The sequence below is a fragment of the Pseudomonas sp. 2995-1 genome, from assembly GCF_002742505.1.
GTDB classification, from domain to species: Bacteria; Pseudomonadota; Gammaproteobacteria; order Pseudomonadales; family Pseudomonadaceae; genus Aquipseudomonas; species Aquipseudomonas sivasensis.
The window spans coordinates 140,889-162,856 of record NZ_LJSA01000604.1; the positions used below are offsets into that span (position 1 = coordinate 140,889).

16 protein-coding genes and 1 pseudogene are annotated in these 21,968 nt (G+C 56.9%); 10 read left to right on the top strand and 7 right to left on the bottom strand.

The features are described from left to right. Positions 1-4: 4 nt before the first annotated feature. From AOA61_RS28920 to AOA61_RS28930, 3 genes and pseudogenes are all read right to left on the bottom strand, one after another. Positions 5-1,855 carry a UvrD-helicase domain-containing protein gene (locus AOA61_RS28920; RefSeq protein WP_099603240.1) on the bottom strand — a complete coding sequence of 617 codons (1,851 nt, stop codon included), beginning with the start codon at positions 1,853-1,855 and terminating at the stop codon, positions 5-7. A 779-nt stretch (positions 1,856-2,634) separates the two neighbouring features. Continuing rightward, entirely contained in the window at positions 2,635-3,546 is a 912-nt protein-coding gene (locus AOA61_RS28925) for a restriction endonuclease (protein ID WP_081797595.1), read from the bottom strand. 27 nt (positions 3,547-3,573) lie between these two features. After that, positions 3,574-4,119, bottom strand: a pseudogene (locus tag AOA61_RS28930) (type I restriction endonuclease subunit R); the annotation flags it as partial. 587 nt (positions 4,120-4,706) lie between these two features. Between AOA61_RS28930 and AOA61_RS28935 the strand changes: the two are divergent. From AOA61_RS28935 to AOA61_RS28950, 4 genes are all read left to right on the top strand, one after another. Further along, positions 4,707-5,639 carry a chemotaxis protein CheV gene (locus tag AOA61_RS28935; protein WP_032884688.1) on the top strand — a complete coding sequence of 311 codons (933 nt, stop codon included), beginning with the start codon at positions 4,707-4,709 and terminating at the stop codon, positions 5,637-5,639. Between the two features lie 75 nt (positions 5,640-5,714). After that, positions 5,715-6,830 carry an HD-GYP domain-containing protein gene (locus AOA61_RS28940; protein WP_099603241.1) on the top strand — a complete coding sequence of 372 codons (1,116 nt, stop codon included), beginning with the start codon at positions 5,715-5,717 and terminating at the stop codon, positions 6,828-6,830. A gap of 132 nt (positions 6,831-6,962) precedes the next feature. Next, entirely contained in the window at positions 6,963-9,125 is a 2,163-nt protein-coding gene (locus tag AOA61_RS28945) for a methyl-accepting chemotaxis protein (RefSeq protein WP_095186248.1), read from the top strand. A 149-nt stretch (positions 9,126-9,274) separates the two neighbouring features. Continuing rightward, entirely contained in the window at positions 9,275-10,708 is a 1,434-nt protein-coding gene (locus AOA61_RS28950) for a glycosyltransferase family 39 protein (protein WP_099603242.1), read from the top strand. A gap of 19 nt (positions 10,709-10,727) precedes the next feature. Here AOA61_RS28950 and AOA61_RS28955 read toward each other — a convergent pair whose 3' ends face one another. After that, the gene (locus AOA61_RS28955) at positions 10,728-11,216 is read right to left on the bottom strand and encodes a TIGR00645 family protein (protein ID WP_005791582.1); all 489 of its coding nucleotides are present in this window, start codon (positions 11,214-11,216) and stop codon (positions 10,728-10,730) included. Positions 11,217-11,381: 165 nt separating this feature from the next. Between AOA61_RS28955 and AOA61_RS28960 the strand changes: the two genes are divergently transcribed. Next, the gene (locus AOA61_RS28960) at positions 11,382-13,205 is read left to right on the top strand and encodes a hypothetical protein (RefSeq protein ID WP_099603243.1); all 1,824 of its coding nucleotides are present in this window, start codon (positions 11,382-11,384) and stop codon (positions 13,203-13,205) included. Positions 13,206-13,211: 6 nt separating this feature from the next. Here AOA61_RS28960 and AOA61_RS28965 read toward each other — a convergent pair whose 3' ends face one another. Both AOA61_RS28965 and AOA61_RS28970 read right to left on the bottom strand, forming a co-directional pair. After that, positions 13,212-13,529 carry a hypothetical protein gene (locus AOA61_RS28965; RefSeq protein WP_032884774.1) on the bottom strand — a complete coding sequence of 106 codons (318 nt, stop codon included), beginning with the start codon at positions 13,527-13,529 and terminating at the stop codon, positions 13,212-13,214. A gap of 298 nt (positions 13,530-13,827) precedes the next feature. After that, positions 13,828-16,266, bottom strand: coding sequence for a Lon protease family protein (locus AOA61_RS28970; protein ID WP_032884683.1), 2,439 nt, complete (start codon positions 16,264-16,266; stop codon positions 13,828-13,830). A gap of 267 nt (positions 16,267-16,533) precedes the next feature. On the opposite strand from AOA61_RS28970, the gene AOA61_RS28975 reads away from it, so the two are divergent. From AOA61_RS28975 to AOA61_RS28995, 5 genes are all read left to right on the top strand, one after another. Then, positions 16,534-17,022, top strand: coding sequence for a DUF3015 domain-containing protein (locus tag AOA61_RS28975; protein WP_027605327.1), 489 nt, complete (start codon positions 16,534-16,536; stop codon positions 17,020-17,022). A gap of 92 nt (positions 17,023-17,114) precedes the next feature. Beyond that, a complete protein-coding gene (locus AOA61_RS28980) occupies positions 17,115-18,968 on the top strand; it encodes a DUF4105 domain-containing protein (protein WP_099603244.1) in 1,854 nt (617 codons plus the stop codon). 153 nt (positions 18,969-19,121) lie between these two features. Then, positions 19,122-19,427, top strand: coding sequence for a chorismate mutase (locus AOA61_RS28985; RefSeq protein ID WP_099603245.1), 306 nt, complete (start codon positions 19,122-19,124; stop codon positions 19,425-19,427). Between the two features lie 159 nt (positions 19,428-19,586). After that, complete coding sequence (locus AOA61_RS28990; RefSeq protein WP_032884679.1) at positions 19,587-19,943, top strand: hypothetical protein; 357 nt, start codon at positions 19,587-19,589, stop codon at positions 19,941-19,943. Positions 19,944-20,013: 70 nt separating this feature from the next. Beyond that, positions 20,014-20,511, top strand: a complete 498-nt coding sequence (locus AOA61_RS28995) for a GreA/GreB family elongation factor (protein ID WP_032884678.1) — start codon at positions 20,014-20,016, stop codon at positions 20,509-20,511. Here the strand turns inward: AOA61_RS28995 and gdhA are convergent. After that, positions 20,508-21,845 carry an NADP-specific glutamate dehydrogenase gene (gene gdhA, locus AOA61_RS29000; protein WP_032884677.1) on the bottom strand — a complete coding sequence of 446 codons (1,338 nt, stop codon included), beginning with the start codon at positions 21,843-21,845 and terminating at the stop codon, positions 20,508-20,510. The genes AOA61_RS28995 and gdhA overlap by 4 nt on opposite strands. Positions 21,846-21,968 lie beyond the last annotated feature (123 nt).

Sequence of the window (21,968 nt, forward strand, 5' to 3'; positions counted from 1 at the left end):
GCAGTTAACTCCGGCCACTAAAGTAGAAGGGGGGGAACGCAACAATTCTCGGCATCAGCACGAAACCGGAGGAAGCCCAAGGCTGATGCAAGGCTCCAAGATCAGTATCGTCAGGGCCAAGCACGACAGTGGCACACCCCTGACCTCGCACATGGTTGACACGGAGCGGCGGTCTATGACTTTGTTTCTGCTTCCTGTGAGCAAGAATGTCCCAAAGGTCGTAGGTGAGATTGCGCGAAAGTGCACCGATGCAGAAGGTTTCGCTAGCGGTCTGAATCCTGTAGCGCCAATCGAGGTCTGGGTCCGCTGCCAGTTTGTAGCTGGTGACTACATCGGCGACTTGTGTCAGAAAACTTTGCGCTGCCAAGGCATCTTCTGCACTTAACTCACTGCGACCAACCAGACCACGTGCAGTTAAGTCTCCTTCACGTCCAATTTCGACCATCACCGATTGACCTGCTCTCGTCGACCTATGGCAGCGACCCGAGGATAGCGTTGACGCTCTGAAGGCAGCACATTCTGCTACAGTAAGGGATGTGCGCGCGCGCGTGGCTCCGACAAAGAGCACTCGCACCTCTTCGGCCTCTTCCTCGATACTGTCGAACTCCGCGCCATTGGGCAGAAGCAGCACAACGCTGCTCGCCTCACGCCCTTTACTGGCGTGAATAGTTCCCACTATCGGCCCGTAGAGGCCGTACTCGGGAAGCGTCAGCTCAACAGGGGGCCTGGTCTGGCTAAGGCGCCGTCTCAGGTTCAGCATATCGATAGAGCCATCCTTGCGCCCTGCGATACGCATAAGATGTTGCCAGGCCTCGGCTGGCCCATATTGGGGCGTCGCTTTCCCCTCAATGCGAGAGGCCCAGAGATCAAAGAACCAGCGCTCCGCGAGCAAAGGCTCGAAAAAATCCCAAAAGCAGATGGCCAGCCAGGCTGGCAGGGTGACGCCGTAACCAGACAACCTCAACCGATGGGGAAGCTTACAGAATTGCGAGGCCATAAGTACTTCAGCCCGAGTTCTAAACAGCAGAAGGTCGGCACTGGTAAAGTCGCCGACTTCCATGTCCATCCACTTCAGCCCGCTCTTATCGGCTAACTCGCTGATTCGTTCTACTGTCGCGCAGTGCAACCCCTCACGGTGTCTTGTCGTGTCGAGGACATCTTGGCGCAATTCCGAGAAAATTTTCCGAAGACCGGGAGACGATGTACGGTAAATCTCCTTCAGAGAGAGTGTTATGAACGCGAGAGTATTCTGGGCGCGTAGGCGGCCAAGTAACGGCAACACCGCCTTGAAAGGTATGTTTTTCCCACGTGCGACACTGTCGTCGGAGAAGCCATAGATTGCCTGGGCTTCATCGGCGAATACCGTGATACCGCAAGTCTGAGGCAACTGGTTGACCAGCGCCTCGACCAAGTCTGCTCGTCTTCCGACGAGATCCTGTGCCTCATCAATTACAACGTGCTCTATTTGTGAGAGTTCTTCTGCGACGTCCGGATCAGTCTGCAAAAGCTCGATGACCCGATCAATGTTTTCTTCGTAGGATCGAGTCAGTTTGGCATTCGAGTCATGGCCGGAATGAATGGACCACGCATGAGAGTCAACAGTTGCAATACGAATAGCGAAGGCCGCATCACCCACATAGGAATGCAATCGTGCACGAATTTCCGCGACTGCGGTCCTTGTGAAGCTGATCATCCATGTGTTGCTGGGCTCTAGATCTTCCTCACCAATAAGATAGGCCAAACGCGCGCAAGCGACAGCAGTCTTACCAGTTCCGGGCCCTGCCTCGACAATAAGCCGGATATCCATGTCTTCCTCGATCACCCGCAGCTGATCCGCATCCCAGCCTGATTCCATCAGAGTATTTCCAGCACTATTTCATGGCTAAAGAATCCTTGCTTCAGCTCGGCATCACTCGTAGCGGCAGTCTGCAAAACCAGAAACTTAGTCGCCACGGCGTTCGATCTTCAAGGGAATTCGGCGGGTCGGCCCGTTACGTAGAGACCCGCTACACCGTACTTTATGACATCTGCACGCAGAACGCTCTAGTCATCCTGCGGAATTGCCTTACATAGGTGCCATTGCCAACTGGGGTAAATGAAGCGAACGGCAAGTCGCAGGGGGAAACAGCAATCAGGTTCTGATCAGAACCGAATACAATGGCAGGCCAATTCAAGCCGTTTGCGAATTGAGATGGACTCAGTATTCCAAAAGGTATTCCAAGACTCGCAAAAAAAACTAAAAGTATATATAAATCAATATCTTACTGAATCGGTTCAGATTACCCCGGCTCAACGAAAAAAGACGTCCACGGACGTCTTTTTTTTTGTGCCTGAAATCCAGTGAAATCAGGGCTTTCGCCGCCATTACCTTCCGTAGACGACTTTTGAGCTTCACCGGTTTTGGTCTTCCCAGCTTCCCGAAGCTAATCTTGGGAATACCAAATGTGGAATGGAGTTATTCTCGTGCGCACTCAAATTACACGTATTTCCGACCGCCAGCTCAAAGCCTGTGAAGCGTGTGCACCCGGCTCCGAATGATCAAGACCGCCTACAGGTAAGGCGAGTAATTGAAGCACTTCACATACAGCAACACCACCGAGTTGCCTTGACTGCTCCTGCAGGCCAGGTTCCAAGTCACTCGCCCGAGAAGTAATCACTGTCGAGTTGCTTCACCTCGTAAACATCCTTAACGCTCACGCCTAGGTTGTTATCTACCATCAATCGCGCCAGCTCAACACCGTCGATCAATACCACTTTGATGTCCAGCCCCAGCGCCGCAATGCGAGCCCCTTCAGAGAACTCAGAGGTAGTGATGAACACCCCCTTACGCGCACGCTGGCGAGTCAGTGCGCCGATAAACTTGTCAATCTCCGGGCGATGCACCGTATTGGCCCAGCGCTTGGCCTGCAGATAGATAACATCGAGGCCAAGCTTGTCTTCTTTGATGATGCCGTCGATACCGTCATCATTGGTCGCTTGGGTAGCCTTACCAGCCTCTTTACGCGAACCGCCGTAACCCATTGCGATCATAAGATCGACTACCAACTGTTCAAAGAAGCTGGGGGTGGCCAACCGGACTTGCGTCAGCAACTCGTCTGCCAGGGACTGCATGAGGGTCTGATGCGCCTCGGCCAACTGTTCGTCTGGCGTGGTTTCGGAAATACCCACGTTCAGCAGGGAGGGAGCGTCAACTGATTGCGGTTTGGCCGTATGGAAGTCCGCAAACTCAGGAAACTGCTTCAACCAGCTCACAGTGATGCGCTGCGGACCATTGGTCAAAGCATCAAGGCCACGAGGGGTAATTTGCACCATGCCTTTGGCCGGAATGCATAGCAGCCCGGCCTTATTCAAATAGGTACGAGCCCAGCCCACTCGGTTGTTGATCACCGTCTGCTGACCAGAGGGTAGGCGCTCCTTGCGTTCGTCCTCGGTCAATTGGAATTGATCAGCGACCCTCTCGCGCAACTCATTGAGCGGCAGCGGCGCACCGCTCTGCACGGTGCTCAACACTGGGCGCATCACACTTTGAAAATCCGGAATTGCCACTGTTTCTCCTTAATTTTAGCGGCTGCTTTAGGCGCCGCCCACGCGAGCCTCATCGAAGGAAGCCGCGGTCTTGAGCACCTTCAAAATCACCAGCGCAAACGCGCGGCTCTTCGTTTCGTTATCCAGTACTTCCAGCGAGAGTTTCTCGTGTTCAGTCATAGCATCTAACACTGTATCGAGGACGCGCTTGGGAAAAAGGCCGTGCATCACTTGATCCACCGAATGGTTGTTCACCTGGGCCATCACATCTTCCTGACGGCTGATACGCTGGGCGATGCAAGTAAGGAACTGCAGCTGGTCGTCGTCCCTCACTTCGGCACCAAAGATATCGTTAAGCGCCTCAATGATTTCGGATAAGCGCTTCTTCTCCGGCTCATGCGGCTTACCGCTCCCCACGTCACTGCCGGGTTTGACGGTGTATTTGCCCGTCTCTTCGTTCAGGCGAAGCAGGTGTTCGGCGCGCTTACTCAGACGGTAGTGGCTCAGTTACAACTCACCCACATCCACGTCGTTCTCTAGCAGGCGATCTACGCGCAGCAGTGGGTGTAGATGCTTGGCGTACACGCACAGCTGCAAGTTTACCCCGTAAAGCTCGCGGTCGGTCACAGAGGCGACGGCCTATTTTCACTCGGCTCCCATGACTTAAAGGTGCTATGGCCGTACTCAAACGTATGGCCAGCAACGATATGTCTACTGAACGCGTTCTCAACCCCCCACTTAGCAACCTACACTGGCGTAGCAGACAAGAAATGGATCAGCCCGCCTAGCCATTTGACTGGCTGGTTTTCTAAAATAATTTATCGTCTTACTCCCATTCCCCCCCTCCCCTCACTAAACACCATGACCACCAGCCAGCCCTTCGAACTCGACGATACTCACCGCCACACGCCGCTAGCCGAAAGCTGGACGTGGAACACATAAGGCGCCGTAACTTTGCTGAATCCTAGCTTCCAATCTTAATCATTCTCAACACTTAAACTAGCAAGTTAGCCAACTAACTAATTTCAAACATCCACTTGAATAGCTCATCATCCGCTTGACTATCGCTTTAACGATTAACCTAAAAAGTATTTCGCTTTCACATATATTTTACATTCCCCTACATATGATAATGTCATTACGACATCAACGCTGTTCCAACCAGAATCAAAGGGGTGTGTATGGCAGGTGTAATGGCATCCGTTAACAGCCGTACACAACTGGTCGGTCAGAACAGACTGGAATTGTTGCTATTCCGCTTTAACGACCAACAGCTGTATGGCATTAACGTCTTTAAAGTCAGAGAAGTTATTCGCTGCCCCAAGCTATCTCTACTACCAAAGTCTAATAACAACATTTGTGGCGTTGCGAATATCCGTGGTGCTTGCATCCCCATTCTAGACCTTGCAATGGCTACCGGGCTGCCCGGCATCACAGATAAAGAAAGCGCTTTTATCATACTTACGGAGTACAACAACCGAGTTCAAGGTTTCTTGGTGTATGCAGTTGAACACATCGTTAACTTGAACTGGGAAGACATTCATCCGCCTCCCAAGGGCAGCGGTGACAACAATTACCTGACGGCCGTTACCCGCACCGATGATCGTCTGGTTGAAATCATCGATGTAGAAAAGGTGCTGACGGAAATCTCGCCCTCGTCCGAGGAAATTTCGATTGGTGTGGTGGATGACGCGGTCAATCAACAGGCTCGACACCTGCGAGTGCTGACCGTGGATGACTCGATGGTTGCGCGTAAACAGGTGACCCGCTGCCTGGAAACAGTGGGTGTCGAGGTCGTCGCCTTGAACGATGGTCGCCAGGCGCTGGATTACCTTCGGGCCATGCTTGACGAGGGCCGCAACCCGGATGAGGAGTTTCTGATGATGATTTCAGATATCGAAATGCCGGAAATGGACGGTTATACGCTGACCGCCGAAATCCGCAGCGACCCACGCATGGCCAAGTTGCATATCGTGCTGCACACGTCCCTATCGGGCGGTTTCAACCAGGCCATGGTCAAGAAAGTCGGGGCCGATGACTTCCTCGCGAAGTTTCGCCCGGATGACCTGGCAGGTCGTGTAGTCGCACGAATCAAGGCCGTGAGTCCTACCTGAAAGGCAAAACGACACTGCTCAAGCCAAGGAGGCTGATGAACAACGTATAAAAAGACCATCAACAGAGGGCATACCATGTTGAAGTGCAATGAACTCGATCTTCAGGCGCCTGATGGCGAGGCAAAGCCATTCTGGCGGGGCGGTGAGCCGTCGCAGGCACCGTGCGCCTTGGGCTGCGGCACTCAACCGGCCGCTACGGCCCAAGCGGCTGCGCCAGCCGTCCCAGCCATCCCCACATCCATGCAAAACGAATTAGTCGCCGCACAGGAAATCTGTAGTCGCGCTAAAACCGCCGTTGTCGAGATGTTCGGCCATGCCCGCATGGGCCGGGCCCTGGAGCTTGAGCACATCAGTGCATTGGTGGAAGACATTTCGAGCTCTATCGCCCGCCACCCTAATGCCTTTATCAGCCTGGCACGCCTGAAAAGCATCGACGACTACACCTACATGCATTCAGTCGCCGTGTGTGCGTTGATGATTGCCCTCGGCAATCAATTGGGCCTCTCTACCGCACTGATTCGTCGCGTCGGCATGGCCGGGCTGTTGCACGACATCGGCAAAATGGCCATACCGGGCGCCATTCTCAACAAGCCTGGCCGGTTGAGCACTGACGAATTGCAGTTGGTGCGTACCCATCCACTGGAAGGGGAAAAAACCCTGCAAGCGACTTCGCAGATGTGCGAAATGGTCGTGGATGTATGCCTGCATCACCACGAAAAAGTCGACGGCACCGGCTACCCCCATCAGTTGGTAGGGGACCAGATCAGTCTGGTGGCTCGGATGGCTGCGGTGTGCGATGTCTACGACGCAATCACCTCGGACCGCTCCTACAACCAAGGCTGGGACCCCGCCGTCGCCATCCAGCAAATGTCCACATGGGAAGGGCATTTTGATGACGAGGTATTCCGCGCGTTTTTAAAGTCCGTGGGTATTTACCCGGTCGGTTCTATCGTTCAATTGAAAAGTGGCAGTATCGGTGTAGTGATAGAACAACATCCCGAGTCGTTACTGACACCAAAAATCAAAGTGTTCTTTCTGCCCGTTCTAAATATTTATGTAACGCCGAAAATAATAGACCTGAGTGATCCCGAACAACCCGACCGAATTGTCGCGCGGGTACCGCCCCAGCGTTACGGCTTTAAAAACACCGAACGTTTATGGCTCGACGAAGAGATGCCCAAAGAGCATTAAGTAACTCAAAGCGCTGTACAGCATTTCCATGCCTAAGCAGCCAATGATAAAACACCGTGCCTTGTGCAAAAGAAGTACCGAAATGTCGACATTCGATGATGTTGGCGACTATTAGCATGGGCAGGAAATATCATGAAATTCAACTCATTGCAGACTCGAATTTGCTTCACCGCCGGACTCTGCCTGTTTATCTCGTGTGCGAGCCTGGTCTCATATGGCCTTTATTCTTCAAGCGCCAATCAAGCGTATGTCGGCACTGAAGTTTCAACCCTGATTGAAAGCGCCACTATCCGCGAAGTGCAAAACCTAGCTGAGTCGCGTGCCAATGCCATCCAGGCAAAACTGCAGAACGCCTTGGATTCGGCACGCACAATGGCCAATACGCTGGGAGCGAGTAAAAGTGCGCAGAGCCCACTGACCCTCAGTCGTGAGCAGATCAATACGATGCTGCTCAGCGTGCTCAAGGACAACCCCGACTTCAACGGCACGTATTCATGCTGGGAACCGGATGCGCTGGACGGCCAGGACCAAGCCTTTCGTATCAATGAGGGCGGTAACAACCCGTTGACCGGTCGCTTCACCCCCTACTGGACACGCAGTTCAGATGGCCATATCGCCGTGCAACCGCTGGTTGAGTACGACTCCGATGCCCGCCACCCCAATGGCGTGTTGAAGGGCGGCTGGTACTCAGGCCCACGGGACACCCAGAAAGAAAGCGTGCTGGACCCACTTCCCTACGTGGTGCAAGGCAAAAATGTGTGGCTGACCACGCTATCGGTACCTATCACTGCCAATGGCAAGTTCTACGGCGTGGTCGGGGCTGACTTCGATATCTCATTTATCCAGAAACTCAGCGAGCAAATGTCCGCAGACCTGTATGGCGGCAAAGGCTCCGTGTCGATCCTGAGCAATCAAGGGCTCGTGGTGGCTGACAGTAAACGCCCGGAATTCATTGGCCAGTCACTGAAAGGCTTGTTGCCAGGCACTTGGGAAAAGGTGTTGGCGAATGTGCAAAAAGGCCAGGGAGACAGCCGGCTCAATCAGGACTCCCAGGAAATCGAAGTACAGATGCCGATCAATCTGGGGCGCACCGGCAAGCCGTGGGCGATTTTGATCCATCTGCCCAAGGCGGTGGTCATGAGCCAGGCCTTGGCCCTGGAGCAGGAACTGCAGTCACGCGGCGTCAAGAGCAGCATCTGGCAGGTCTCGGTCGGCGTAGGTGTCTCCTTGCTGGCATTGCTGGCGCTGTGGTTTGCCACAGCGAAAATCGTCGGCCCGATTCGTGAAGCTGCCGCTCTGGCCGCGAATATCAGCCTGGGTGATTTCTCTCGCCGGCTGGTGCAGAAATCTGATGACGAAGTCGGCCAATTGTCCTTTGCCTTGAACGATATGTCGGAAAGCCTGCAACGCCAGGTGCGTGTGGCCGAGCGTATTTCCGAAGGGGACCTGGATTTGGAAGTACGCCTGTCCTCCCCCAACGACACCCTCGGCAAATCGTTGGAAAAAATGGTCGGTAACCTGAACACCCTCATTTCCCAAGTCCAGGCCAGCGCCACGCAAATCACCGGCAGTTCCGCACAGGTCACCGAGTTGAGCCAGTCGCTGTCCGACGGCGCGTCCAATTCTGCATCGTCCATCACCGAAATCAGTGCCGTGATGACCCAGATGGCAGCGCAGACTACCGACAACGCCGCCAATGCGAAGAAGGCAGACGAGCAATCCCAAGCCTCGCGCGCCGACGCCGGGGAAAGTGACAAACTGATGAGTGAATTGATCGCGGCCATGGCGGAAATCGACAATTCAGGCAAAGACATCACCGCGATTATCACCACCATCGACAACATCGCCGCTCAAACCAACCTGCTGGCGTTGAACGCAGCTATCGAGGCCGCACGTGCCGGAGAACTGGGGCGTGGTTTTGCGGTGGTCGCCGACGAAGTCAGAAGCCTCGCCGCCCGCAGCGCCGAAGCCGCCCAGCAAACCGCCGCGCTGATTGCCGACTCCTCGACCAAAACGCAACGCGGCATGATCATCGCCGGGCGCACCGCCGACTCGTTGAGAAATATCGTCACCGGCACCAGCACGGTTTCCAGCCTGGTGTCGTTGATCTACCAAGCCTCCAGCGAACAGGCTTCCGGCCTGCAACAGGCGAGCATCGGCCTGGAGCAGATCGACGAAGTCACCCAGCAGAATCAGGCAAACTCCCAGCAATGCGCAGTGGCGGCCAAGAACCTGTCGGAACGGGCCAACTCCATGCAACAGGGCCTGAGTCGCTTCAAAGTCAAAGCCTCGTAATGCCTCACGCGAAGCCAGGGGGTCGTCAACCTCCTGGCCCAGCGACATAACCCACGCCCATTCATGAAATATTAAGAATCACCTCCCTATACTCATCGATTGTGAGCCGTTCCCTCAAACGATCCCCCTTCTCTCGGTAGCCAGACTCCATGACGCGTCCCGCTCCTCTGCTGCTCCTGCTTGCAGGTCTGCTGTTCTTCTTGGCCCTGGGTAACCATGAACTGCAAGGCTCCACCGAGGCCCGTGTCTCGGGCATTGCCATGGCCATGCACTTGGACAATGACTGGGTCGTACCGCAACTGTTTCGTGAGCCCTTCCTGGAAAAGCCGCCCTTGAGCCTGTGGCTGGACGCCGGAGCGATTCGCCTGTTTGGCGGCACACCTGGGGCGGTACGGCTGGCTTCGGCATTTGCCGGTCTGTTCAGCGTGATGCTGCTCTATGGAATGCTGCGCAGGTTCGGACGCCCAAAGACACTGGCGTTTTGCGCAGCGCTGATCCTCGCGACCATGGCCAGTTACTGGGGCAATGTGCGCGGCGTGGGTGAAGATTCACTGCTCAGCCTGGGCGTAACCACCGCGCTGCTGGCGTTCTACCAAGCCGTGCGACCCGGACGTGAGGGTTCCAGCGCGTTGGCATGGATGCTGTTTACCGCCGGCATGGTGATCGCCACCCTGAGCAAAGGCGTGCTGGGCCTCGCGTTGCCGGGCATCGTGATCTTTGTGTACCTGACCAGCATCAGCCTGATGGACAAGCGCCTGCGTATCGGCGAGTGGCTCAAACCGGGCGTGTTCACCGTGCTGGCGTTGGTGCCGTTGATGATCTGGCTGGGCTTCCTGTTCCAGCGCGGCGGGATGCAGGCCGTGGGCGAAGTGCTGTGGACCAACAGCGTCGGGCGGTTCAGCGGGTCGTTCGTCGAGGCTGGGCATTACGAGCCGTTTTACTACTACTTCGCGAAGCTGCCGCAAGCGTTCCTGCCCTGGAATATCCTCGTGTACCTGGGCCTGTGGCACTTTCGAAAAAGCCTGGTGCGCGATCGCTACCGCCTGTTTTTCAGTGTCTGGCTGGTGGCGCAGTTCACTCTACTGACTCTGGCGTCCAGCAAGCGCACCGTTTACCTGATGGCACTCACGCCAGCCGCCGCCGTGCTCGCAGCAGAATATGCAGGTGTGCTGTTGGAATGGCTCAAGGTGCGCAAGCCGGCGCTGTACCGCTACCACCGGGGGGTGATCATCGGCGTGTTCAGCCTGGCAATGGTCAGCTACCTGACGGCTGCGTTCTGGTTCGCACCCAAAGCAGACAAGCGCGAATCCTTCGTACCCGTGATCAGTCAGGCCAGGGCGTTTCAAACTGAAGGTAAGAACGTGGTGATGTTCCAGCCCAATGAGCGCATCGCCGGGGCGAGCGTGTTCTATCTGCAGGCCTACTTGCCGATCCTGCAGACCGAAGCTGAATTACACAGTTTTCTCACGGCCAAACCCGGCAACGTTGCATTGCTGGACAACACCCGCCAACTGAGCGGGAAGATCACCGTGATCAAGGAGATGAAGATCGGTCGCCAGCCTTACTACTTCATCGAGCAGTAAGGCCAGCGCACCCAGGGCATCAGTGCTTGGTGAGCTTGTCCAAGTAGCCCATGGCAAAGGCCGAGACCACGAAGGTCATGTGGATGATCACGTACCACATCAGGTGCTGGGGATCGACGTTCTTGGCGTCCATGAAGATGCGCAGCAGGTGGATCGAGGAAATCGCCACGATGGACGCCGCCACTTTCATCTTCAGCGACGAAGAGTCCATGGTGCCCAGCCAGTTGAGCTTTTCCTTGTTTTCATCGATATCCAGCTGCGACACGAAGTTCTCGTAGCCGGAAATCATCACCATCACCAGCAAGCCACCCACCAGCGCCATGTCGATCAACGACAGCAGCAGCAGGATCACTTCCGCTTCCAGCATGGTGAAAATGTTGGGAATCACGTGAATGATTTCCTGGAAGAATTTCAGCGCCAGGATCAATAAACCCAGGGATAACCCCAGGTAGATCGGCGCCAGCAGCCAGCGTGAAGCGTACATAGTGTTTTCGATAAAGCGTTCCATGGGATCTCACACAGCTTGGCTAAAAATGGCGGCGAGTATACCAGCCGCTACAAGACACCTGTAAGCGCGAGAAAACTGACCCAGGCGGCATCTGTAAGAGAATTTTTCTGCTAGTGTCGAGCCCATCTCAACTCGGCTCGATGACGTCGGACAGGAAAAACTCAGATGATGGATGTGCGATCCCCTTTGGCCAGCATTGGCCTGTGCGCGGCATTGCTGCTGGCCAGCGGCTGCTCCCCCAGCGACGAGCAGAAGCAGACGACCCTCGAAGAGAAAACCGCCAAATTCGAACAGTCCCTCGACAGCATCCAAGACCCCAAACTGCGTGACGCCGTCGCCGACCTCGGCGGTTCGCTGCTATTGCTGGAACGGGCGCGGGTCAAACTGGCCACCAAGCCCATCGAGGCCGAGTACGGCGAAGACAACCTGGCCCTGCTCAAGCACTACCCCACGCCCCAGGCGCTGGTGGATACCTATATCAATGGCCTGTTCGTACTGCGCAAGACTTCACACTCCGACTACCTGACGGATTTGCAGCCGGTCTTCCCGTTCAGTTTCAACATGCCCGACCAATTCCCCTTCCCCCATGGCCTGGAATGGCAGTCGGTCACCTTGAGCAACAACAAAGTCATCCCTTTCCAGCCGGAATGGTCGGAGACAGACCCCGGCATTCAGTTAAGCCCCAGCAGCTCCAACCTGACCAACCCCGATGACCTGACGGTGACCTACCCCTTCATCGACGGCATCGAGACGGAAAACAAGAGCCAACCCCAGCCTGTCACCCTAAAAGGCGCGGTCGAAGTCATCGCGCCGGGCAAGGTGCTGACGTTCGACCTGTCGAAAAAGGACGTGGGTCACAAACGCACTGAGGGCAATATCACCCTCAATTTGCTGCTGCTGGAGAAGAACTACGCCGAAATCGAGCTGACCAACAGCGAGCCACTGGCGCCGCAAGTCGGCGACGAGTCGCCAAACCCTCTGCTGGTGCAGGCGCGCGACACTACCGGGCAATTCCTCACACGCTCAGGTTCGATCAACGAAAGTGCCGCGCAAGTGGCGTTCTACGAGAAACAGTTGGCCGAGATGCAAAAGCAGAAGGCCTGGTCGGAGGGGTTCGAAAAACAACTGACGGATGAACAGAAAGCTTTCGAGCATAAGCAGGGCAGTCATTACGCCAAGGTGTATTTCAACGGCTTGATCGATACCCTGCAGGTCAACGTGATGGACTTTTCCACGGCGTCCGTTACCCGCAAGGACCTTGACTTGCCGGTGTTGCGCTTCGACAAGAACAGCCTGGAAAAGACCGTACAAGCCTTGCCGATGCCGGTCACCGTCTACGACGACAGCGCTGCCAGCTGGCTCAAAGACTCGGCAATGACCGAAGAACAACTGAAAAACAGCGTCAGCATCAGCCAGTCTGTCGAAGACGCCAGTGCCGCGCATATCGAGTTCGACCACCCTTTCACCTTTAATGACGACCTGGTCGGTGCAGAGCGCAACAGCAGCGAATCGCCGATTACCTTTTTTACGGCGGACGAAAAAGGGGAGCGCGGCGACCCCATCGAGCTGCCGACCGAAGCGTTCGAGCTGAATCCGGCCCGTGGAACTCTCACCTACGACCTCACCCTGTTCCCGGAAAACCCGGCGTTTGTGGTGGGCTCAATCCCGCTGTTTTTGGCGACTATCGAGAAAGGTGAGTTAGACGTGGCCAAGCTGCCCAAGGGCTTGTCGCTCAAGGACAATGCGCTGATCGTCGATCAGAAAGAATTCCCGGCCGACAGCTGGCGCTTCTACGCCAAGGACGCCAGTGGCCAGTACCTCAAGGAAATCCTTGGGGTGAGCCACCGCGCCGAGGAATACGGCACGGCGATGTTTGACGTGCATTATTTCTACGGCCGACCGACCGCACTGGAAAGCTACCAGCGCACCGACCTGAACACCGTGCAGTACGGCTTCGAGGTCAAGCTGGACAAGCCCGACAGCAAGTGACCGCCACTACAGCGCAAGCGGCTCATGGTTGCCATTGAGCTGCCGCAGATGGGCTTGCATATGCAGGCACCAGATCTGTGGGTCGCCCGCCACTTCATAGCCGTGCATGGTCAGGCTATCCACAATCGATTCCAGGATGGTTTGCGCCGCAAAAGGCCCATGAAACGGGCCTTGGGACTTGATGGTGGACGGCTGTTCACCGGACATTCCGGCGGCAAATAACAAGGTCCACATCCCGTTATCCCCCGCGAGAGGGCGAATGGAGCATTCGATACGGGTGACCAGGCCAAAGCACTGGCGGGTAAGACAAAGGTTGCGCGGCATGGCGGCGACCCTCGGCAGATCGGTGTTCAGCCCGGCCTGGGGCAAGGCTGTTTCTATCCAGCGACTCCTGTGAATATCCCTAAAGCAGAGAATAGAAGAAAAACCCGACAAACCAAGGCCGTAGGGACCAACGGACATTAGTCCCTCAGAAGAAAGTCAATTTAGTGACGCAACCAGTTCCAAATGTGGAAGGGGGCTTGCTCCCGATGCAGTGTGTCAGTCGACATTTACATGACTGACCTATCGCAATCAGAAGCAAGCCCCCTCCCACATGTTTAACCCGGCCTGGCCTCAGAACTCAGGTGGGCTTGGCTTCAGCCAGCGCCTGCTGCGCCAACTCCTTCTCCGCCTCTTTCAAGTCTTCCTCGCTGATCATCTCGGCAATCGCACGCAAACGCTCGACCACTCGCGCATTGACGGTCCCTTCCGGGAACTGCCCTTCGGCGTCCGGCTCACCCGCGTCTTCACCCACCAACAGGCTCAACGCCTCATCGGCCTGGCGCACCGCGTAGATATGGAACTGCCCGGCGCGCACAGCCTGCAAGACCTTCTCATCAAGCATCAACGTGGCCACGTTGGCCTGAGGAATGATCGCCCCTTGCTCACCGGTCAAACCGCGCGCTTCACAGAGACGGAAGAAGCCTTCAATCTTCTCGTTGACCCCACCTACCGCCTGCACTTCACCAAACTGGTTGATCGAACCGGTGATGGCAAAACATTGCTTGAGCGGGGTTTTCGACAGGGCCGAGATCAAGGTGCACGCCTCGCCCAGGGACGCACTGTCGCCGTCCACATAACCGTAGGACTGCTCCAGCGCGATGCTCGCCGAGATCGCCAGCGGGAATTCCTGGGCATAACGGCTGCCCAGGTAACCCGTGAGGATCATCACGCCCTTGGAGTGAATCGGCTGACCGAGGTTAACCTCACGTTCGATGTCGACAATGCCGCTGCCGCCCGGGTACACCGTGGCGGAAATCCGCGCCGGTACGCCGAATGCCGAGTCACCGACTTCCAGCACCGTCAGCCCGTTGCACTTGCCCACGGCCGCACCGGCGGTGTCGATCAGGATCACCCCGGCGAGCATGTCATCCAGGATCCGTGCCGACACGCGGCCGGTACGGGTGGCCTTGGCTTTGAGGGCGCGCTCGATATGGCCGGCATCGGTCATTTCATCGCCGGCCAGGTGGCGGATAAAGTCCGCCTCGCTCACCAGTTGAAACAAGTCACCAATACGCGCCGACAAACGGCCCTGATGCTCCGCCAGCCGCGCGCTGTAAGTCGCCAGCCGCGCCACCGCGTCCGAGGTCAACGGCGCCATGCCCTCTTCCGAGGTTCGGGTTTTGAGCAACTGGGCGAACTGCTCCAGGCTTTCGTCGACCATCGGGATGTCTTCGTCGAAATCCACCAGCACCCGGAACATCTCCTGGAAGTCCGGATCGGCGTCCTGCAACGCGTAGTAAAGCTGGCGCGAACCGATAATGATCACCTTGACCTGCAACGGAATCATTTGCGGGTTGAGGGTCACGGTAGCCAGACGGCCCAGCTCGCCCAGAGGCGATTCCATCTTCAACTTGCGCGATTGCAGGGAGCGCTTGAGGGCGTCCCACACGAACGGCTCGCTGAGCATTTTTTCGGCTTCGAGGATCAGGAACCCGCCATTGGCACGGTGCAAGGCACCCGGTCGCAGTTGGCGATAGGTGGTGTAGAGCGCGCCCTGGTCGGTGCTGTATTCGATACGGCCAAACAGGTTGTCGTACGTCGGGTGCGGTTCAAACACCACTGGGGCGCCGCCGTTGACCGGGTGCCCAACCACCAGGCTCGGGCAGTATTGCTCTTCGAGCAGCTTGCGGGCCTGGGCGTCGGTCTTGGCGTCGTCGACCAATTGCTCGACCACAGTTTTCAGCAGGTACACCTGCATCGCCTGCAAGTAACCGCAGACAGCTGCGTTCTCGGCGTATTTTTCCGACAGTGGCGCAAGCAAAGGTTGCAGGGCCAAGGTGATGGTTTCTTCGTTGAACTGGCGCAGTTGGTTGTTGGACTCACGCTTCCACTGCGGCAGGCTGGCCAACTCCTCGTTGAGGCGCTCTTCCAGCTCGGAAATATCTGTGTGGAAACGCTCGCGATCTACTTCCGGCAGTTGCGAAAACTCGGCTTCGTCCAGCGCCTTACCGTCGAGCATCGGCGTGAACGCGATGTTGGAACTGTCGCGGTACAGCGCCACGTCCTTTTCCAAAGCCAGGCGTTCGATCACATCGAGGGCCTTGTCGTAACGCTGGTTGAACGCGCGGTCGATGGCGCTTTTGCGCTGTTGATAAGTCGGGTGCTCAAAGACCGCCGGGAAGGTGGCCACCAGGTTGTCGACCAAGCCGTTGATATCGGCAATGAACGCCGCCGCTGCACCGCCTGGCAATTCCAGGGCGCGTGGTTCGCGGGGTTCATCGAAATTATTCACATAGACCCAGTCCGCCGGGGTCTGCAGGCGCTTGCCTTCGGCCTTCAGGTAGCGTTTGACGAACGAGAAGCGACCGGTGCCCGGCTCGCCCATGACAAACACGTTGTAACCGGGGCGTGGCATGGCCACACCGAACTGCAACGCTTCAACTGCGCGTTCCTGGCCAAGCACACCGCGAAAGGGCTCCAAATCATTGGTGGTCGAGAAGCTGAACTGTTCAGCGGAAAAAGGACGAGTCAGCGCTTCGGGCGCTAGACGCAGGCTGGCAGCAACAGGATCAGGCATCGGGCTTCCTTACATCAGGCGGGGCAGATGACGGCATTCTGGCTCCCCGTTGCGCGCTCTGGCAAGGCGAGCCTTTGTGAAAGCGTAGACACCGAATGAGTCCTACAAAAAAATCGCGACATCTCTGATTGTTTTATAAAAACACACGGAACCCTTGGAACGTGCCTAAACTCCAAACTGCGCGGGTTGGACTAATAACCGATCCCTAGGGCGCTATGAAGTGCCTGAACCCTTGTCCATTGGTTTGCACACAAAGAGAACAAAGCTATGAAACGGATCCTTCTCGGTACTCTCTTCACCGTCGTCTCCCTCAATGCAATGGCTGAAGCACCAGGTGGCCCGAACTGCGGTTGGGGCAACATGTTGTTCGAAGGCCAGCGCGGCACTCCGGCTCACTTCCTGGCTTCCACCACCAACGGTACTTCGGGTAACGCCACCTTCGGCATGACCTCGGGCACCAACGGTTGCAGCACCAACAGCGCGCTGACCTACGGCGGCAAGTCCTGGATTGCCATGAATGGCATGATGAACGAGCTGTCCGAAGACATGGCCAAGGGTAATGGCGAAGCACTGACCACTTACGCGGTGGTACTGGGCGTTGCTCCGGAAGATCGCGAACACTTCGCTGCAGTGGCTCACGAACACTTCCAGCAAATCTTCAGCAAGGCCGATGTGACCGCTGAAGACGTGCACAACAACACTCTGGCTGTACTGAAAGGCGATGCCCGTCTGGCGAAATACGCTACCCAGGCTTAAGCTCGACCTGCCCGCGCCTCCCCAGGCGCGGGTTTTATTTTTGGACCCGCTTCCCCTTTGGGTCTCTCTAATTTCCGACTTAAGTTGCCCCTATGCTCAAACGCTTTGCCTGGATGGCACTCTTCGCCTGCGCCCCGCTGTACGCAGCACCGCACCTTGATGATCAACGTTTGCAGCAATTGGCCAACGATCCGTTCTGGCTTTCGCTGGGCCATTACGAAGCCGGCAAAATCAGTGGCTGGCGCAGTTATGTCAGCGAGCAGAAATTTTTCATCGCCCCCGATGGTGCCCACCACCCGGATGCCGAACTCAAGGCCACCGTTGAAGCACTCTATGCTCCGGCCAGCCTGGGTGAAAAACACGCCCAATGTGTCTACCCCGCACGTACCCGCTGGTTAAAGGATCAGTTGCACCTGACTGACCTGCCCGCCGTGGACTGCACCGAATTCAAGCAATGGTTCAAGGACGTCTCGCCCCATAGCGCGGTGATGATCTTCCCGGCGGCCTACCTCAACAGCCCGTCCTCGATGTTCGGCCACACGCTGCTGCGTATCGACCAGGCCGACGTGCAGAGCAACAAGACCGCGCTGCTCAGCTACGCGATCAACTTCGGCGCCTATATAGAAGGCTCGGACAACAGCATTCTCTACGCCTGGAAAGGCCTGATGGGCGGCTACCCCGGTCTGTTCGCGCTGGTGCCTTATCAGGAAAAACTCTCCGAGTACCGCAGCCTCGAAAACCGCGACCTGTGGGAATATCGCCTTAACCTCACCCAAGTCGAGACCGAGCGCATGGTCGAGCACGTGTGGGAGCTCAAGCAGATCCAGTTCGACTATTTCTTCTTCGACGAAAACTGCTCCTATCGCCTGCTGGAACTGCTGCAAGTGGCCCGCCCCGGCCTGCGCCTGACCGAGCAATTCCCGCTGACCGCCATTCCTACCGACACCGTCAAGGCAGTGAAGGACGCGGGCCTGGTCGAGAAGATCGACTACCGACCGTCCCGCGAGCGCGAGTTGCTGGAGCGCGCAAAGCCGCTGGACAGCGACGAGCAGCAATGGGTGCTCAAGGTCAGCGATGACCAGCAGCAACTACAAGAGCCTGCTTTTAAAGCGTTACCCCGCGAACGTCAGGCCCTGATCATCGACGCCGCCTATCGCCTGGGCCGCTACCGTGCCAATGGCCTTGAACGGGACACCACACGCTCCCAACGCAGCTTCGAACTGCTGCGCGCGATCAACCAGAACCCCGCGCCCGATCTAAAGATCACGCCTCCCGGCCTGCCGGAAAACGGCCATGAGTCGCGTACCTGGCAAGCTGGCATCGGCACCCGGGGCGACAAAGCCTTCGGTGAATACGGCCTGCGCATGGCCTACCACGACCTCAACGACAACGCGGAAGGCTTCCCCCTCGGCGCCCAGATTGAAATCCTGCAAATGAAACTGCGCCAGTACGAAGGTAACCACTGGCAATTGCAGCAACTGGACCTGGCTACCATCCGCTCCCTGACCCCACGCAACGCCCTGCTGCAACCCTGGTCCTGGCAAGTCACCGGTGGCCTGGAACGCGTGCCGGGCAAACACGACGACGAAACCCTGGTCGCCCACGTCAACGGCGGTGCCGGCGGCACCTGGCAACTACGCGACGACATGCTCGGCTTCGCCCTCGGCACCGTGCGCGTGGAACACAACAACGACTTCAACGAAGCCATCTCCCCCGCAGCCGGCTTCAACACCGGCGTGCTGTGGAAAAACCCGCTGGGCAACTTGAGCCTGGAAGCCAAGGGCGATTTCTTCACCAATGGTGAAGTGCGGCGCAGCATCAGCCTCAACCAACAGTGGGAACTGTCCCGTAACCTGGGCCTGCGCCTGAGCGCACAGCGCGAGTACAGCCACCTGTCGACGCCAGTGAATGAAGTGATGCTTGAAGTGAAGTGGTATCACTACTGACCAAAGCCTGGCGAACATCAAAAATGTGGGAGCGGGCTTGCCCCCGATGGCAGTGTTTCAGTTAAGTATTGACTGACTGACACTCTGCTATCGGGAGCAAGCCACCTCCCATATTTTGTTAGCATTGCCCGCACAATCAGGAGTTCACTCGACATGGCCGTTACCTGCACCACCCTTGAAGACGTTCGAAACAACATCGACCGCCTCGACCAGCAAATCGTCACCCTGCTGGCCGAACGAGGCCGCTACGTATCACAGGCAGCACGCTTCAAAAAAGACACCGATGGCGTCAAAGCCCCACAGCGGGTTGAGCAGGTGATCACCAAGGTGCGGGAATTATCGGAGACCGTGGGCGCAAACCCCGAGGTAACCGAGCAGGTCTATCGCGCAATGATTTCAGCATTCATTGAGCAGGAATTGGCGGAACACAGGGCTTTGGCGAACAGCCAGGCCACATAGGCTCTTGTGGTGAGGGAGCCCAGCTTCCTCATCACCGGTTCGGCAGTCACCGACCGATCTCATCGTGCTCCACACCTTTCTCACACCCCTTTCACACCTCCCCGACAAATCCCTATCTAGACTTCCCCTATCAGCCGTTAAACGGCCAGGGAGCAAGCAATGTGGCGGTATGCAGTAATACTGTGTGCGATGGTGTGGCTGGCGGGTTGTCAATCGACTCATCAGGAATTGCTGGCCAGAGGTTATCCACCGGCCTTCGCCGATGGATTTGACGATGGCTGCAGCAGCGGTCGCCAGGCAGCCGGGGTGATTTCCGGGGAGTTTCGCAAAAATGTCCCGCGCTACCTGAAAGACCGGACATACGCCGAAGGCTGGGAGGACGGCTTTCGCCAGTGCAAGGCCATGCGTGAAAACGAAGAACTGCGCGACTACAAGGACAATCACTGGGACGACCGTGAGCGCGCCTGGCAGCACGAGAAGGATCGCGATGCCGCTCGGGCCTATCGCTCGCAATAGGTCGCTTTCAGACATCCATCGAAACTAAAGCGCAGCGAACATGGCCCAAGCTCCATAGAGGGAGAACGTCATGAGCCGAGCTTTTGTAAATGAGGATAACGCCGCCGCCCAGGCTGATCAGCCAGTGGAGCGTCAGGTCAGTGAGCAACCCAATCACTTGACCGCGCAAGGGTTGGCGCAGTTACAGGCCAAGGTTGCGCAGTTGAAGGCTGAGCACAGTGCCGAATCTGCCAAGGGTGAGCAGGCCGATAAGCAGCGCCAGGCCGATCTTGAGCGGGATTTACGCTACTTCAACCAACGCGTCCAGAGCGCCCAGGTCGTGGCGCTGGCCACCGGCACCGACAAGGTGCAGATCGGCAGCTGGGTGACCTTCGCCAATGAGCATGACGAGCAACAGCGCATACAGTTGGTCGGTGAAGACCAGGCCGACGCCAGCACAGGCCTGATCAACTGGGGTTCACCCCTGGGCCGCGCGTTGCTGGGCGCCCAGGTGGGTGATGAGGTGCTGTGGAAGCGCCCCGTTGGCGATCAGCTGATCGAGGTGCTGCGTATCGAAGCCGAGACCTAGACGATGCCTTGGGCCAGCATCGCGTCGGCGACTTTCACGAAGCCTGCGATGTTCGCGCCCTTCACGTAGTTGATACGGCCGTTTTCTTCGCCGTAGTGCACGCAAGCGTGGTGGATCGACTGCATGATGTTGTGCAGCTTGCTGTCCACTTCACCAGCGGTCCACAGCAAGCGCATGGCGTTCTGCGACATTTCCAGGCCACTCACCGCCACGCCGCCGGCATTGGATGCCTTGCCCGGTGCGAACAGAATGCCCGCCTCGATAAAGATATCCACAGCCTCAAGCGTTGTAGGCATGTTGGCGCCTTCGGCCACGCAAATACAGCCGTTGCGCAGCAAGGTGCGGGCGGCGTCGGCGCCGAGTTCATTCTGGGTGGCGCATGGCAGGGCGATATCGCAGGCCAGGTCCCACGGCGTTTGCCCCTTGCGGAACTCCAGGCCGAACCGCTCGGCCAGTTCGCTGATGCGCCCACGCTGAACGTTTTTAAGCTCCAGCAGCGCCGACCATTGTTCCTCGGTCAAACCACTTTCGGCGTACAGGGTGCCTTCGGAGTCAGACAGGGAGATCACCTTGCCGCCCAGGTCCATAACCTTGCGCGCCGCGTATTGGGCGACGTTGCCTGAGCCGGAGACCGCCACACGCTTGCCCTCGACCCGTTTACCGTCGCGCTTGAGCATCTCTTCGGCGAAGTACACGCAACCAAATCCGGTCGCTTCCGGGCGGATCAGACTGCCGCCGTAGGTCATGCCTTTGCCGGTCAACACGGAGGTGAACTGGTTGCTCAGGCGCTTGTACTGGCCAAACAGGAAGCCGATCTCACGTGCACCCACGCCGATATCGCCAGCCGGCACATCCACATCCGCACCGATATGGCGGTACAGCTCGCTCATGAATGCCTGGCAAAAACGCATGACTTCGGCGTCGCTCTTACCTTTTGGATCAAAGTCCGAGCCGCCTTTGCCGCCGCCCATTGGCAACGAAGTCAGGGAATTCTTGAAGGTCTGTTCGAAGGCGAGGAATTTCAGCACCCCCAGGTTCACCGACGGGTGGAAACGCAGGCCACCTTTGTAGGGGCCGATGGCGCTGTTCATCTGGATACGGAAACCGCGATTGACCTGGACCTTGCCGTGATCATCGACCCACGAAACCCGGAACGTTATCGCTCGTTCCGGCTCGCAGATGCGCTCCAAAATACCCGAGGTCAGGTAATGGGGATTGGCTTCAAGAAACGGCCACAGACTGCGTAGGACTTCTTCTACAGCCTGGTGGAATTCTGGCTGGTCTGGGTCGCGTTTTTTGAGGCGGGCAAGGAAGGATTCGACGGATTCGATCATGAAAAGTCTCGGCAAATTGATTGTTTTTAAGGGAGATTGAGCCGGACTTTATCAATTCATGTCGCACCGCGACAGGGCAAAATGTCGCTTTTGTGAATTTAAATGGTGCATTGGATATAAATA

Coding starts and splice junctions, on each gene's coding strand:
- AOA61_RS28975 (WP_027605327.1), top strand. CDS start 16,534: ATGAAACGGATCCTTCTCGGTACTCTCTTCACCGTCGTCTCCCTCAAT.
- AOA61_RS28985 (WP_099603245.1), top strand. CDS start 19,122: ATGGCCGTTACCTGCACCACCCTTGAAGACGTTCGAAACAACATCGAC.
- AOA61_RS28940 (WP_099603241.1), top strand. CDS start 5,715: ATGTTGAAGTGCAATGAACTCGATCTTCAGGCGCCTGATGGCGAGGCA.
- AOA61_RS28935 (WP_032884688.1), top strand. CDS start 4,707: ATGGCAGGTGTAATGGCATCCGTTAACAGCCGTACACAACTGGTCGGT.
- AOA61_RS28965 (WP_032884774.1), bottom strand. CDS start 13,529: ATGCCGCGCAACCTTTGTCTTACCCGCCAGTGCTTTGGCCTGGTCACC.
- AOA61_RS28955 (WP_005791582.1), bottom strand. CDS start 11,216: ATGGAACGCTTTATCGAAAACACTATGTACGCTTCACGCTGGCTGCTG.
- AOA61_RS28920 (WP_099603240.1), bottom strand. CDS start 1,855: ATGGAATCAGGCTGGGATGCGGATCAGCTGCGGGTGATCGAGGAAGAC.
- AOA61_RS28960 (WP_099603243.1), top strand. CDS start 11,382: ATGATGGATGTGCGATCCCCTTTGGCCAGCATTGGCCTGTGCGCGGCA.
- gdhA (WP_032884677.1), bottom strand. CDS start 21,845: ATGATCGAATCCGTCGAATCCTTCCTTGCCCGCCTCAAAAAACGCGAC.
- AOA61_RS28995 (WP_032884678.1), top strand. CDS start 20,014: ATGAGCCGAGCTTTTGTAAATGAGGATAACGCCGCCGCCCAGGCTGAT.
- AOA61_RS28980 (WP_099603244.1), top strand. CDS start 17,115: ATGCTCAAACGCTTTGCCTGGATGGCACTCTTCGCCTGCGCCCCGCTG.
- AOA61_RS28945 (WP_095186248.1), top strand. CDS start 6,963: ATGAAATTCAACTCATTGCAGACTCGAATTTGCTTCACCGCCGGACTC.
- AOA61_RS28970 (WP_032884683.1), bottom strand. CDS start 16,266: ATGCCTGATCCTGTTGCTGCCAGCCTGCGTCTAGCGCCCGAAGCGCTG.
- AOA61_RS28950 (WP_099603242.1), top strand. CDS start 9,275: ATGACGCGTCCCGCTCCTCTGCTGCTCCTGCTTGCAGGTCTGCTGTTC.
- AOA61_RS28990 (WP_032884679.1), top strand. CDS start 19,587: ATGTGGCGGTATGCAGTAATACTGTGTGCGATGGTGTGGCTGGCGGGT.